Genomic DNA, 15,262 nt, shown 5'->3' on the forward strand with positions numbered 1-15,262 from the left:
GAGAATAGACTTTAAACGATAATCATTAATTTTGAAATCTCTCGGTCGTACCGGGAGATTTCAGTTTTAAATATTATAAAATGAGATATGTAGTTTTTATTTTCAGCCTTATACTCTTAAGCTGCAAAAGCTCTGATGTTGCTAATAATATCATAGATCGTCCAATTATTTTTAATGAAGAACGAAAACAGCTTAGTCTTGATTACCTGAAAGAACGCTACGGCTTAGAAAAATCTATTCCTGAAATTACTCCAAAAATGATTGTGCTGCACTGGACGGCAATTCCAGATTTAGAAGGTTCATTTAGGGCTTTTAATCCGGTTAGGTTACCGGGTGCCAGGGAAGATATTCAAAAAGCAGGTGCTTTAAATGTATCGGCGCACTTTCTGGTAGACCGCGATGGTACAATTTATAGGTTAATGCCCGAAACAATTATGGCCAGGCACGTAATTGGCTTAAACCATGCGGCAATTGGAATTGAAAATGTAGGAGGAACAAAAGAAACTCCACTTACCAAAGCCCAGCTTCAGGCAAATATTGATTTAGTGAACTATTTAAATAAAAAATATCCTATAGAATTTTTGCTGGGTCATTATGAATATCCGCAATTTCAGGGGCACTCGTTATGGCTGGAAAAAGATGATGCCTATAGAACCCAAAAGACCGATCCCGGAAAAGAATTTATGCAAAAACTTCGGGAAGAAACGAAAAGTCTTAAATTTAAACCTGTTCCTAAAAACAAGCTTAAATGAATTTTAAAAAAATTGGTTTCTTATTTTTTATAGGTGCATTTTTTAGCCTTTCAACTAGCCTGGCACAAGAAAAAGAATTGTATAGAGGCTTATATAATTCTTACGATGCTTTTAAAGAAAAATCTATTGAAAAACGCCGTTTTACTCAAACTCAAATTCAACCCATAATCAACGAGATTAAACAGAAAGAAATGTTTAAGGTTGTAAAAGTCGGGGAATCTATAGAAGGAAGACCACTCCAGTTAATTTCTGTTGGAAGCGGAGATGTAGATGTTTTCCTGTGGTCCCAAATGCACGGGGATGAATCTACCGCTACTATGGCAATTTTTGATATTCTTAATTTTTTAGATTCTGAAGCATTTTCAGCAGAAAAAGAAGAAATGTTGAAAAAGCTAAAGCTCCACTTTTTACCTATGTTGAATCCAGATGGCGCAGCACGTTTTCAGCGTAGAAATTTATTGGGGGTAGATATTAATAGGGATGCCTTGCGATTACAATCGCCCGAAAGTAAGGCCTTAAAAAGGGTTCGGGATAGTTTGGATGCCGATTTTGGATTTAACCTTCACGACCAGAGCACTTATTATAATGCTGAAAGAACTCCAAAACCCGCCACTATTTCATATTTGGCTCCTGCCTACGATTATGAAAAATCTATCAATGAGGTGCGGGCTGCGGCAATGCGGATAATTGTGCAAATGAACAATATCCTACAGGAATATGCGCCCGGCCAGGTAGGTAGGTATAACGACGATTTTGAACCGCGTGCTTTTGGAGATAATATTCAAAAATGGGGTACAAGCACTATTTTAATTGAATCTGGTGGCTACCCAAACGATCCCGAAAAGCAGGAAATTAGAAAGTTGAATTTTGTTTCCATCCTTGCGGCTATATTTTCTATTGCCAACGAAGATTATAAAAATGCTGATATTTCGAAATATGAAGAAATCCCTAATAATGACCGGAAACTTTTTGATTTAAAGCTTACCGGACTTACTTATGAATTGTTAGGAAAAGATTATATTCTCGATTTAGGGATTAACCAGAATGAAATTCAGGATGAAAATCTAAATTATTTTTACGACGCCTATATTTCAGATCGGGGTGATCTTTCTACTCATTACGGATATAGGAATTTAAATGCTTTAGGATTTAAGTTAGTTAAAGCAAAAATTTACCCGGAGAGCTTTCAGAATATAGAAGAACTTCAAAGAGAAGATATTTTTAAAATGCTGAAGGATGGCTATGCTTATGTGTCTTTAAAAGAATTACCGGAAGCTAATGCTGTTAAGTTACCAATTAACCTTGTTGCTGAAGACTTTGAAGTTCCGGAAAATTTAGAGCCTAATTTCTTTCTTGAAAAGGAGGGAGCATTGAATTATGCAGTAATCAATGGGTTTTTGGTAGTATTGTCTAATGAGGAAGTAGAGGTGCCAAATGCACTTATTATAGATTAAGAAGGAATTATGCCTGTGGTACAGCTTAAAAAAAGAAGATTACGTATCTTTGCAGGCTATGATTACAGAAGAGACAAAGGCATTGGTAGATGATGGCATAATGCTTCCGTTAATGGAGGAGTTTTATACCATCCAGGGAGAAGGATTTCATAAAGGAACCGCGGCATATTTTATAAGAATTGGCGGTTGCGATGTAGGATGCCATTGGTGTGATGTAAAAGAGAGTTGGGACCCGGCTATTCATCCACCAACCCATATTGGTGAAATAGTAGAAAAGGCTGTGGCCAATAGTAAAACTATAGTGATTACCGGAGGAGAACCACTAACCTGGGATATGACTAGGCTTACCGGTGCTTTAAAAGCTAAAGGTTGCGATGTTCATATTGAAACCTCTGGAGCCTATAAATTAACAGGGGAATGGGATTGGATTTGCTTATCACCCAAAAAAATAAAATTACCTACTGAAGAAATTTATCCGTTGGCTCACGAGTTAAAAGTGATTATCTTTAATAAGCACGATTTTAAGTTTGCAGAAGAACAGGCAGCAAAAGTTAGTGAAAACTGCATACTTTACCTACAGCCCGAATGGAGCAACAGGGAAAAAATGATGCCCCTAATAGTAGATTTCGTCATGAAAAATCCGAAATGGAAAGTTTCCCTTCAAACCCATAAGTATCTTAATATTCCATAAAAATAAATGGAATATTAAGTGGAAGTAATTAAGCTGAACTGGTTTCAGCTTCTAGTTTCCTGCTGATATATCTTATTAGATCCTGAAATAAATCGGCCAGAAAATATGGGCAGGTTCAGGATAAGGCTTTGTCTAATAATTTTTGCATCAGCACATCCTAAATATCTCAATACCTTATAAAAAAAAAGCTGATTCTGGTAGAAACAGCTTTTTTATCATTCAAATTTTTATTGGCACAGCAAAGGGATGTAATACCCGAGGCTTGCTCCGAGATAGTCTACTAACCTGCAGGTGAAAAAGGTATTTTTACAAACTTATCTGCCCAACCCATTAAGAGGTTAGATCCTGCTTCATCTTCTTTTTGCTCTATTGCCATAGAGAAATTCTCGATATTATGACTCGCATTTCTAACTGGTACTTTAATTCTTACGTAATCTTGTTCATCGGTATATTCGTAGGCACCCCAGGTGTGAATAGATTTATTTAAGATGATAGTCCAATGTTTTTCATTTGGAATAGTGTAAAGCGTATAGGTGCCTGCTTTTACGGTTTCGCCACCAATGCTCATATCTTTATAAAAAGTGATTTCGGTAGCTTCGTTTGCTCCGGTTCTCCATACTTCCCCATAAGGAACCAGTTTCCCAAAAATTTCCCGATCCCGCATTTGAGGTCGGCTGTAAATTACCCTCATAAGCACCTCGTCTTTTTGATTACGGTGCAAAATCATATCAAGGGGGCTGGTGTCTAATTTAGGAAAGTTAGGCTGGCCAGACAGCTGCGTTTCCTGAGCCTGTACATCCTGGAAACCAATTAATCCTATTAAACATACGGCTGTAAAAAGTATTTTTCTCATTGCGTTAATTTTTAATGTTAAAGATAATCTACTCTTAGCTACTAAGGTGTTAAAAATTTATTTAGTTGCTGTTAAAATACGGGATATTTACATATGTAAGAGATGTAAGTGTTTTAATGATTGTTTACTTACTTTCAGTTTTTAATTAGCCCTTACGTGTTTCTCATTTTAACTGGATGATGTGTAAGTATTTGTTAAATGTAATATAGAGTGCATGTTTGTAATATATTATAAATCTAAATCTTAGATAGAAATCTAGTGGTAGTGAAGCTGTTTTCGTAAGAAAAAAATAGTAGGCTTCCTGAGGTAATGTTCCGTTGTAATTCAGGTAAAAATGGAGTGTATGTATTGGAAGGGGTATATTATGTTGTAAAAAACCTTATTAAGGTATGGATGATGTTTTTACGACACTAAAGAGCGCTTGAATAAAAGTGCCGGGTGAAAGAGCGGCAAGGATAAAAGGATGCAGCCTTAAATACCAGGCAGTTTGTAATAAGGTGGAAGTAGCTACACTTTTTGAATAGCTATAAATGAAAAAAAAGAACTTGAATAATTAGCCTAAGTTTAAAGTAAACAATCGTGTGGTTTGTTATGCCTGAAATACAGCATCGAATTAGCTGTGTTTTGGGCTTTTTTTTACACAAATTGTTAATAACTTAAAGCGGTCTAAGACTTAGTGGTATCATTTAAAATATGGGTTTTGTTATATTTGTTCGTTATTCAAAATAGACGAATTTAATTAGCGAGATATATGAGCGAGGAAGCCAAAAAACAGAATTATTCGGCCGATAGTATTCAGGCTCTTGAAGGTATGGAGCACGTACGCTTGCGCCCTTCTATGTATATTGGTGATACTGGTATACGCGGTTTGCATCATTTGGTATATGAGGTTGTAGATAACTCTATAGATGAGGCTATGGCCGGCCATTGTGATAAGATAAAAGTAACCATAAACGAAGATGGTTCAGTCACTACCGAAGATAACGGAAGGGGAATTCCTATAGACCTTCATAAAAAAGAAGGTGTTTCTGCTTTGCAGGTAGTAATGACCAAAATTGGTGCAGGAGGTAAATTCGATAAAGATTCTTATAAAGTTTCCGGTGGTTTGCACGGGGTTGGTGTAAGTTGTGTAAACGCACTCTCTACAGCTCTTAAAGCCACAGTTTACAGGGATGGGCAAATATGGGAGCAGGAATATGAAATTGGTAAGCCACTTTATCCCGTAAAACCTGTTGGTGAAACCGAACTTAACGGAACGGTTATCACTTTTAAGCCAGACCCCAGTATTTTTCAGCAAAGCGTAGAATATAGCTACGAAACCTTGTCTAGCAGAATGCGCGAGTTGGCTTATTTGAACAAAGGAATTGAAATTATACTTACCGATAAACGCGAGGTTGATGAAAAAGGGGAGTTCCTTTCTGAAAGATTTTATTCTGAAGAAGGGCTAAAAGAGTTTATAAAATTCCTGGATGGTAACCGTGAGCCTATTATTGCTGAGGTGATCTCTATGGAAGGTGAGAAGAATGATATTCCGGTTGAGGTTGCGATGGTTTATAACACCTCGTTTAACGAGAACTTACATTCTTATGTGAATAATATTAACACCCATGAGGGTGGAACTCATTTGTCTGGATTTAGAAGGGGATTAACTACTACCCTTAAAAAATATGCCGATGCATCGGGAATGCTCGATAAGCTAAAGTTTGAAATTGTAGGAGACGATTTCCGTGAAGGCTTAACAGCAATTATTTCGGTAAAAGTAGCCGAGCCTCAATTTGAAGGGCAGACCAAAACTAAACTGGGAAACAGGGAAGTGACTTCGGCGGTTTCACAGGCGGTTTCGGAAATGCTTGAAAATTACCTTGAAGAAAACCCTAATGATGCGAAAACCATTATTCAAAAGGTGATTCTTGCTGCTCAAGCCAGGAATGCGGCTAAAAAAGCCCGTGATATGGTGCAGCGTAAAACTGCCATGAGTATTGGTGGTTTGCCCGGGAAATTATCAGATTGTTCAGAACAGGACCCTACGCAAAGCGAAGTGTTTCTTGTGGAGGGTGACTCTGCAGGGGGTACTGCCAAGCAAGGGAGAGATCGTAGGTTTCAGGCAATTCTTCCGTTAAGGGGTAAAATCCTGAATGTTGAAAAAGCGATGACGCATCGTGTTTTTGATAACGAAGAGATAAAAAATATATATACCGCTCTTGGGGTTACCATAGGTACCGAAGAAGATAGTAAAGCTCTAAATACTGAAAAATTAAGATATCATAAAGTAGTAATTATGTGTGATGCCGATGTAGATGGTAGCCACATTGAGACTTTAATCTTAACTTTCTTTTTTAGGTATATGAAAGAGTTGATAGAAGGAGGAAATATTTATATAGCAACCCCGCCTTTATATTTAGTTAAAAAAGGAAGCAAAAAGCGTTATGCCTGGAGCGAAGAAGAGCGTGATGAAATTGCTGAAAGCTACAGCGGTGGAGTTCAGATTCAGCGTTATAAAGGTCTTGGGGAGATGAATGCCGAACAACTTTGGGATACTACCATGGACCCTGAAAGAAGAAAGTTGAGACAGGTGACTATAGATAATAGTAGCGAGGCCGATAGGATTTTCTCTATGTTAATGGGAGATGAGGTGCCACCAAGACGTGAATTTATAGAGAAAAATGCGAAATATGCCAATATTGATGCATAGAACCGCATAACTCTAGAAAATAAAACCCGTAAGTAAGCTTGCGGGTTTTTTTATAGTATAAACCGAGATTGTATAGGGAATACTTTTTTTGTTATTTTTACCACCTAACTTAACACCTACCTATTTTGAAAATTCGAACTAAATACCTCATTTTATCTATTTTATTTTCAATTGGTTCTTACGCACAGGAAGACGATGTTACAAAATTCGCAAACGAGATGTTGTATATCGCCGATGAATTTGCAGGGCCAGCAGCCGAAGGAGCGGCCTACCAGGCCGGTGCAGGATGGTTCACTTCTGCTACCGCTTTAAAGCCCTGGAAAGTAGAGATATCGTTTCAGGGAAATGCGCTTATTGTTCCTTCTAACAGGCAAAGTTTTACTATTTCTAATAATGATTTTGCCGGTGTGCATTCAGGCGGAAGCCCAATTTTAAGTATTGAAGGTGAGGGTAGTAATGCAGTAGTTCCAACGGCATTTGGTGGAGAGACAGAAACTTATTTTGTAGGCGAAGTTGACTATTTGGGTAATACTGTGCCTATTAGGTTTAGGGCTATAGAAGGAATTAATAAAAATATACTTGCATATCCATTTGTTCAGGCTACGGTTGGCTTACCTTACGAAACAGAATTTTCTGCTAGAATTCTTCCGCAATTAACGGTAGATGGGGTGGCATTTACTACTTATGGTGCAGCAGTAAAGCATAATTTCACACAATATTTTAGGTTTAATAATGAAGACGATTTTCAGGCTTCGGCAATAATTGCCTTTAATAAGTTTGATGCCGAATATGAATTTGTAGATCCTGTAAACTTGTCTGATCCCGTGAATTCTTCTTCTTCTTCTGAAGAAAACTCTTTTGGGAATCTAACCCTGGTAAACGTGAACTCTAATTTATGGATGGCCTCGGTATTGGGGTCTAAAAAATACGGCGACAGTTTTGAGGTTTTCGGAGCTTTGGGGGCAACAAATTCTAACTTTAGCTATGCTATGGGAGGAACCGGGGTGGCTTTAAGTCCTATTAATAATGCCCTTGCGCGTTTAGATCAAAGTCAGGCACAATTTAAGGCCGATTTGGGCTTTAATATTTACTTTAATCGTTTTAAGATTAGCACTATGGCTACAGCCGGTAAATTTTTTCATGTGAATGCCGGGCTACATTTTAGGATCTAAAAAAGGCTAGTTTTAACCATATCTTCTAGTAATACTATAGCAATATTCGTATTTTTGAGGTCAATTATTAACCGATTTAAATAAAATATAAGATGAAAGTTACTATAGTAGGAGCAGGTGCCGTTGGTGCCAGTTGTGCAGAATATGTTGCTATTAAAGATTTTGCTTCAGAAGTGGTTTTACTCGATATTAAAGATGGAGTGGCCGAAGGAAAAGCGATGGATTTAATGCAAACAGCAACCCTTAACAGTTTTGATACAAAAATAACCGGTACAACTAACGATTATGCTAAAACAGCAGGCAGTGATGTTGCTGTTATTACTAGTGGTATTCCTCGTAAGCCCGGAATGACGCGTGAAGAATTAATTGGAATAAATGCAGGGATCGTAAAAGAAGTTGCATCAAACCTTATTAAACATTCTCCAAATGTTACGCTTATTGTGGTGAGTAATCCGATGGATACCATGACTTACCTTGTACATAAAACTACAGGTCTTCCAAAAAACAAAATTATTGGAATGGGTGGAGCTTTAGATAGTGCCCGTTTCAAATTTAGATTGAGTGAAGCTTTGGAATGCCCTCCATCTGATGTAGATGGTATGGTAATAGGTGGACATAGCGATACCGGTATGGTGCCGCTTACTAGATTAGCAACCAGAAATTCTGTGCCCGTTTCAGCTTTCTTGTCAGAAGATCGTTTAAACCAGGTTTCAGAAGACACCAAAGTTGGAGGGGCAACTCTTACCAAATTATTAGGAACCAGTGCCTGGTATGCACCGGGTGCGGCAGTTTCTGCCCTTGTTCAAGCAATTGCTTGCGACCAAAAGAAAATGTTCCCTTGCTCAGCATTGCTGGAAGGTGAATATGGACTAAACGATATTTGTATTGGTGTGCCTGCAATTTTAGGAAAAGATGGTTTGGAAAAAATCGTTGAAATTGAACTTGATGATGCAGAGTCTAAAAAGATGAAAGAAAGTGCAGAAGGCGTAAATAAAACCAATGCCCTATTAGAACTATAAATAGTTTTTATCTTGAATATATGTTAAAAAAGGCCGCAAGTTTAGCGGCCTTTTTTGTGTTTAAAAGTTAAATTATTCAAAAAAAAATTGTTGGGATTTCATTTTTGAAACCCTATATTTGTCCGTTTTTAAAATTGACCTAATTAATTATAACTTAAGGAATAATGCAGAACAAAGGACTGATTAAGGTTTTTGCAATTTTATTTGGGCTGGTATGTATATATCAGTTGTCTTTTACTTTTATTGCTAATAATGTAGAAAATGAAGCTGAAGATTTTGCCAGGCAAAAAATTAGCGAAAATGTAGAAAACTATTCAGCATTGAGAGATGTTGAACAGCAAAAATATCTCGATTCTGTTGCGAATGAGGAGATTATTGCAGGTATTACTTACAGTAACGCCAAAGACAAAGAACTAAATAAAGGACTTGACCTTAAAGGCGGAATTAATGTAATTCTTCAAATTTCGGTTAAAGATATTCTTGCCGGTTTAGCAAATAATACCAACGATCCCGCTTTTAACCAGGCAATAGCTGAGGCCGATGAAGCTTCTAAAGACAGCCAGGACGATTATATAGATCTTTTCTTTGAAGCTTTTAATAATATTCCTGATGCTAAATTAGCCTCTCCAGATGTGTTTGCTAATAAAACACTAAGTGATGAGATAAATTTTGAAATGTCTAATGCTGATGTTGAAACAGTAATTAGAAGAAAGGTTGATGAGTCTATTACTTCTGCTTTTGAAGTTTTAAGAAAACGTATCGATAAATTCGGGGTAACCCAACCAAATATTCAGCGTCTTGGTAATTCAGGAAGAATTCTTGTAGAATTACCGGGTGCTAAAGATATTAATCGTGTAAAGGGATTGTTGCAGAGTACTGCGCAATTAGAATTTTGGCACGTATATAAAAGCAATGAGTTAGGAAATTTCCTGGCTCAGGCTAATAATGTGCTTAGAGACGTAGTAAGTAAAGAGAGCAAAGAAACGGAAGCTGAAGCCGATACTACTGCTACCGATAGCGATATAGATGAGTTGCTTGCAGAAAGCGAAGATTCTACTGAAGTAAGCACCGGTAATAATCCTCTATTTGAACTTATTCAGGGGCCTGGATTCCAGGGAGGACCGGTTTTGGCATATTTCTCTGAAAAAGATACCGCCAGGGTAAATGAATATCTTGCTATGCCACAGGTAAGATCTTTACTTCCGGCATCACAACGTTATGCTAAATTCGCCTGGGGAATTCCACAGGATGAAGAAGGTGTAGTTGGTCTTTATGCTTTAAAAGGTAATCGTAACATGGAGCCACCTCTTAGTGGCGATGTGATTACTGATGCACAACAAACTTACGACCAAATGGGACGTGTTGCTGTGTCTATGCAAATGGATGGAAGAGGAGCTAAGATATGGGAAGAAATGACCGGCCTTGCTTCTACACAACAAAGCAATATTGCCATTGTTTTAGATAATACTGTTTATTCTGCTCCGGGAGTTTCTACAGGACCTATTGCGGGGGGAAGAAGTGAAATTAGTGGAGATTTTACAATAACCGAAGGTCAGGATTTGGCCAATGTTCTTAGAGCTGGTAAACTGCCTGCTTCTGCAGATATTATTCAAAGTGAAATTGTAGGACCAAGTTTAGGTCAGGAAGCCATAGATAGCGGGATCTGGTCTTTTGCCATCGCCCTTGTTTTTGTGTTGTTATGGATGGTTTTCTATTATGGTAAAGCCGGTCTTTTTGCCGATGTTGCCCTGGCAGTAAACATTCTATTTATCTTCGGAATCCTTGCCGGTCTAGGAGCGGTGTTAACTTTACCTGGTATTGCCGGTATTGTATTAACTATTGGTATCTCGGTAGATGCCAACGTACTTATCTTTGAAAGAATTCGAGAAGAACTTGCAAAAGGAAAAGTACAGAAAGATGCTATTAAAGACGGATTTAATAACGCACTGTCTTCAATTTTAGATGCGAATATTACTACCGGTTTAACTGGTTTTATACTTTTAATTTTAGGTACAGGGCCAATTAAAGGTTTTGCCACTACTTTATTAATAGGTATCGCAACTTCTTTATTTACCGCAATTTTCATCACCAGGTTATTTATTGATGGATATGGTAAAAACGGAAAGTCACTTGATTTTGCTACAGGCGCAACTAAAAACCTTTTCAGAAATGTAAAAGTAAATTGGTTAGGGAAGCGTAAAATGGCTTATACAATCTCTGGAATTTTAATCGTGATTAGTGTTGGGTCTTTATTAGTGCAAGGACTAAACCAGGGGGTTGATTTTGTAGGAGGTAGAACTTATACCGTACGTTTCGATAAGGATGTGAACCCAACCGATGTGGAACAGGATCTGATCGCTGAATTTGGAAGTGCCGAAGCAAAAACTTTTGGGCCAAATAATCAGCTTAAAATTACTACGAAATATAAAGTAGATGAAGAAAGTACAGCAGTAGATAATGAGATTCAGCAATCTATGTTTGAAGCTCTGCAGTCTTACCTTCCTCAAGATCTTACTTACGATGAGTTTACAGCAGGAGGTGCCGGAAAAGATATTGGTATTATGCAGTCTATGAAAGTAGGTCCAACTATTGCCGATGATATTAAGAACGACTCTTTCTGGGCTATCTTAGGATCGCTAGTAGTGATTTTCCTATATATCTTATTGCGATTTAGAAAATGGCAATTTAGTATTGGTGCGGTTGCCGCAGTAGCACACGATGTTATTATTGTATTGGGTATCTTCTCATTACTATACAAAGTAATGCCATTTAGTATGGAGATTAACCAGGCATTTATTGCTGCCATACTTACGGTAATTGGTTACTCATTAAACGATACCGTGGTTGTATTTGATAGGATTAGGGAATTTGTAAACGAACATACAAGTTGGCCGTTGGGAAGAACTGTAAACAGTGCTTTAGATAGTACCATAAGTCGTACTTTAAACACCTCGCTTACTACCTTAATCGTATTGCTTGCCATCTTTATCTTTGGTGGAGAAAGTATTAGAGGCTTTATGTTTGCCTTGATTATTGGTGTAATTGTAGGTACTTATTCTTCTTTATTTATCGCAACTCCTGTGATGTTCGACAGCGTGACCGATAAATCTAAGATTGAAAAGAAAAAGAAAGTTGAAGAAGATTCTGAAGCCACTACGGTTTAAGGTTTCTTCGGAAATATAAAAAGTAAAAAGCGCTCCAGATGGAGCGCTTTTTTTATGGGTAGTTTTAACTTAAAACATACTTTTAGGAGTGTCTATATACGGTAGTGGGCAAACCTGGGTTTAACCTGGATTAGGTTAAATCTTTATATTTGGTTTGTGTAATGAGTTGTGGTGCATGTAAAAGAAATGTATAAGTAACTTACAAAACAAATGGACTTAATAATAAGAAAAGAAAATCCGGAAGACTTTAAAGCGGTCTTTAAACTTATAGAAAAAGCATTTGAGAATGAGCGAATGAGTGACCACAAGGAACAGTTTTTAGTAGAACGTTTAAGGAAATCAAATGCGTTTGTTCCCCAGCTTTCAATGGTAGCTGAAACTGAAAAAAAAATTGTTGGACATATTTTACTAACCAAATTAAAAATAAAAAATGAGCACAATGAATTCGAATCTTTAGCGCTTGCTCCTATTTCTGTGCTCCCGGAATATCAAAGGAATGGAATTGGAGGAATGCTTATAAAAGAAGCCCATGAGAAAGCAAAGGAATTGGGTTTTCAATCTGTAGTATTGGTTGGACACGAAAAATATTATCCGAAGTTCGGATATAAACAAGCTGATTTATTTGGAATTAAATTGCCATTTGAGGTGCCGAAAGAGAATTGTATGGCAATTGAACTCACTGAAAATGGATTGGAAAATGTAAGCGGAATGGTTAAATATCCGAAAGAATTTTATGAGTAGAAATATTATATCGCCGCTACGTCCTTATGCACAAAAACATCGGAAATTAAAATATATAATTAAAACCGAGGCTTTCTCTATTCAATTCGATCGGCTTAATTTCTAGTTTATAAAATAACAACAGCTGTAGAAATTCTTACTAAATTTCAGGTTAATATAAAGACAGCGTAAAGTTCTTTAAGAGGTGGTTGGAAGTTTAAACTATTATTAAAGGTAATATTGAAAAGAATATAAACATCTTGGTGGCTGAATAAAAACACAATGAACTTTCTAAAAAATATATTCAATTCAATGAAAAAACAATCTGCTAAAAGTGCTTTAATTAATTCAACTGAGCATGAAATAAAAAGATTGCTGTGCGGAATTGGACAATCAAAAATCACAGAAAAGGAAATAGAGATTTCCGAGTATCCTTTCGAACCCTCAATTGCTTATCCTAATAAGCTTATTAAAGCCAATGAGATCGATTTTATAGGTGCAGATTTCGGAGTTTGTAAAATATATCTTGCTAACGACATAGTTTTCATTTCTGCAGAAAAGAAAGCAGAATTAAAAGCTTTTGCAGATAGCAATAACATAAACTTAATCGAATATAGCTGGAATTGGGATTGGATTTTAGAGCCTTATTTAGATATCGAGTTTACAAAGGAGAATGAGAAACTTGCTTTGGAAAGGCTTAGGGAAAACGGAATTGATCAAGAAGAAGTTAAACAGATAAGAGCTGAAGTTGGAAAACAGATGTTTAAATATAATTTCGAGACTATGTTGTGGGATTGGTGTAGTTTAAACTTAGTAGATGTTCTTTCGGCAATGAGGGTTAAATACGACAAGGATGAATTTAGGGAATTTTACAAAAGAGCAATAGAAATTGACAAGCGAAATTAAAAATCGTTTCGCAATGATACTAAGCGTAATTATTTTGAAATCTGAATATGCTTTGATTACGCTCTAAGTATAACTTAGAATTTAATAATAATTGTTATGCCTATAATTAACCAGAAAATAGTAAATTTCAATACCTAACTTGCCAATTACCCTACTCGTTGAGCAAAAAAATATCGAGATTTGAAATTTTTACTACAGAGTTTTCGGAACATCGCTTGCTGTTGGTAAAAGAAACAGAAGCGGGTAGAAATATAAATAAAATTGAAGAGTGGAAAGAGAGAATATCGACCGAACTAAATGATTTGAACGAGTTTCGATATGAGAATAAAAGGAAAATTAAGCTAAAAAAGTAAAAAGATTTGCTGGCCACGTATTTGATGGGTATTGATGAAAAATTTAATTTTAGAAATCAGGAAAGAAAATGATTATTCTTTCAGGTTTACAACTTTGTTCATGAAATTTATAAAAAACTAAAGCTTTAATCAAAAGTATAATAGAATCCTGATCCTTCTAATGCAGAAGTAGGTTTTTATATAGGCATACAATAATAAACCAATGGGTAAATTAACATTAAAGTCAGATACAAGGGTGATTGAAATATTTGCGAATTACCCCGATTTTGTTCGGGATAAAATGCAACGTCTGCGGGAATTGGTAATTGAGACAGCAGAAGAAACCGAGGCTGTAAGCGTTTTGGAAGAAACCTTGAAATGGGGCGAACCCAGTTTTGTAACCAAAAGCGGAAGTACATTGCGAATGGACTGGAAGGAAAAGACGCCAAATCAATATGCTATGTATTTTCAATGTACAAGTAGATTGGTCGATACTTTTAGGTTGGTTTTCAATCACAAATTTCGATATGAAGGAAACCGGGCTATTGTATTTCATTTAAACGAAAAAGTCCTGGAAGTAGAGCTTAAACAGTGTATTAGAGCATCGTTGATTTATCATACGATAAAGGAAGAGCTTACGTTGGGAATGTAATACAGCGTTCAAAAGCCGATAATTGTGGATTATATGTAAAAAGGAAAAAGGCCTATACAGAGGCACTCTTTTTATTGATTTTAGTTCTAAAGTTAGTGGTCTTTTATTTGTGCCAAATTCATAATACTTATTTCAATTTTAAACGAATTGTGCCTACTAATGTTACACTCATCAAAATAACAGGTTAGCTAAAACTATTTTTGTTTCTTTGTGAAATACTAAGCAGTATTTTTATGAAGAAATCACAGATAACCCGATTAACTATTCTAAACAAGGCCTTCGATTTAATCTATTCAAATGGCTACCGCGCGTCTAGTATTGATGAAATTATTGGAACTACAAAAGTGACGAAAGGCGCATTTTATTACCATTTTAAAAATAAAGAGGAAATGGGAATAGCTATTATTGATGAAATATTAAAGCCGAGACTATCCAATAAGTTTGTAGAACTACTTGAAAATATAAATAGTCCTGCTGAGTCTATATATTCTTTAATAAGATATCTTTTGATGGAAGACAATCTTCTAAAAGTAGAGCTTGGGTGCCCCGCTTCAAACCTTATTCAGGAAATGACACCCTGGAATAATTCTTTTTCTATTGCCCTAAACAATCTTGTAAATCAATGGTTGCATTTATTGATTGCTGCGCTAGAAAAGGGGCAAAAAAATGAGACTATAAATAAGGGGGTAGATGCAAACTCAGTAGCTACTTTTATACTTTCCGGCTATTGGGGTGCAAGAAACCTGGGTAAATTAGAGAAATCAGATAAACCGTACAAGGCTTACTTAAAGGAACTTAAGATGTATCTAAAAGCACTGGAATAATTTTTTTGCTTAAAAAACATACTAATTAGTA

12 protein-coding genes are annotated in these 15,262 nt (G+C 36.4%); 11 read left to right on the forward strand and 1 reads right to left on the reverse strand.

Annotated elements, in window-relative coordinates:
• The first annotated feature begins 80 nt into the window (after window positions 1-80).
• From GUB10_RS05230 to GUB10_RS05240, 3 genes are read left to right on the forward strand one after another with little or no spacing between them, the layout of a single operon-like run.
• Window positions 81-752: a peptidoglycan recognition family protein gene (locus GUB10_RS05230; protein ID WP_193710380.1), complete on the forward strand. Its 672-nt coding sequence runs from the start codon at window positions 81-83 to the stop codon at window positions 750-752.
• A complete protein-coding gene (locus tag GUB10_RS05235) occupies window positions 749-2,206 on the forward strand; it encodes a M14 metallopeptidase family protein (RefSeq protein ID WP_193710381.1) in 1,458 nt (485 codons plus the stop codon). Before GUB10_RS05230 ends, GUB10_RS05235 begins: the two co-directional genes overlap by 4 nt.
• A 58-nt stretch (window positions 2,207-2,264) precedes the next feature.
• The gene (locus GUB10_RS05240) at window positions 2,265-2,897 is read left to right on the forward strand and encodes a 7-carboxy-7-deazaguanine synthase QueE (RefSeq protein WP_193710382.1); all 633 of its coding nucleotides are present in this window, start codon (window positions 2,265-2,267) and stop codon (window positions 2,895-2,897) included.
• A 280-nt stretch (window positions 2,898-3,177) separates the two neighbouring features.
• Here GUB10_RS05240 and GUB10_RS05245 read toward each other — a convergent pair whose 3' ends face one another.
• Window positions 3,178-3,750 carry a DUF2911 domain-containing protein gene (locus GUB10_RS05245; RefSeq protein ID WP_193710383.1) on the reverse strand — a complete coding sequence of 191 codons (573 nt, stop codon included), beginning with the start codon at window positions 3,748-3,750 and terminating at the stop codon, window positions 3,178-3,180.
• Between the two features lie 751 nt (window positions 3,751-4,501).
• On the opposite strand from GUB10_RS05245, the gene gyrB reads away from it, so the two are divergent.
• The 8 genes from gyrB (at window position 4,502) to GUB10_RS05285 (ending at window position 15,231) form a co-directional block, all read left to right on the forward strand.
• Complete coding sequence (gene gyrB, locus GUB10_RS05250) at window positions 4,502-6,442, forward strand: DNA topoisomerase (ATP-hydrolyzing) subunit B (RefSeq protein WP_193710384.1); 1,941 nt, start codon at window positions 4,502-4,504, stop codon at window positions 6,440-6,442.
• Between the two features lie 125 nt (window positions 6,443-6,567).
• Window positions 6,568-7,614: a DUF6588 family protein gene (locus GUB10_RS05255; RefSeq protein ID WP_193710385.1), complete on the forward strand. Its 1,047-nt coding sequence runs from the start codon at window positions 6,568-6,570 to the stop codon at window positions 7,612-7,614.
• A 92-nt stretch (window positions 7,615-7,706) separates the two neighbouring features.
• Entirely contained in the window at window positions 7,707-8,633 is a 927-nt protein-coding gene (gene mdh / locus GUB10_RS05260; protein WP_193710386.1) for a malate dehydrogenase, read from the forward strand.
• A gap of 164 nt (window positions 8,634-8,797) precedes the next feature.
• Window positions 8,798-11,797, forward strand: a complete 3,000-nt coding sequence (gene secDF, locus GUB10_RS05265; RefSeq protein WP_193710387.1) for a protein translocase subunit SecDF — start codon at window positions 8,798-8,800, stop codon at window positions 11,795-11,797.
• 210 nt (window positions 11,798-12,007) lie between these two features.
• Entirely contained in the window at window positions 12,008-12,538 is a 531-nt protein-coding gene (locus tag GUB10_RS05270) for a GNAT family N-acetyltransferase (protein WP_193710388.1), read from the forward strand.
• A 291-nt stretch (window positions 12,539-12,829) separates the two neighbouring features.
• On the forward strand, window positions 12,830-13,423 hold the full coding sequence (locus GUB10_RS05275; protein WP_193710389.1) for a hypothetical protein: 594 nt from the start codon (window positions 12,830-12,832) through the stop codon (window positions 13,421-13,423).
• 555 nt (window positions 13,424-13,978) lie between these two features.
• On the forward strand, window positions 13,979-14,407 hold the full coding sequence (locus GUB10_RS05280) for a DUF1801 domain-containing protein (RefSeq protein ID WP_193710390.1): 429 nt from the start codon (window positions 13,979-13,981) through the stop codon (window positions 14,405-14,407).
• A 233-nt stretch (window positions 14,408-14,640) separates the two neighbouring features.
• Window positions 14,641-15,231, forward strand: coding sequence for a TetR/AcrR family transcriptional regulator (locus tag GUB10_RS05285; RefSeq protein ID WP_193710391.1), 591 nt, complete (start codon window positions 14,641-14,643; stop codon window positions 15,229-15,231).
• Window positions 15,232-15,262 lie beyond the last annotated feature (31 nt).

The organism is Salegentibacter sp. BLCTC, assembly GCF_015143665.1.
In the GTDB taxonomy this organism is placed as follows: Bacteria; Bacteroidota; Bacteroidia; order Flavobacteriales; family Flavobacteriaceae; genus Salegentibacter; species Salegentibacter maritimus.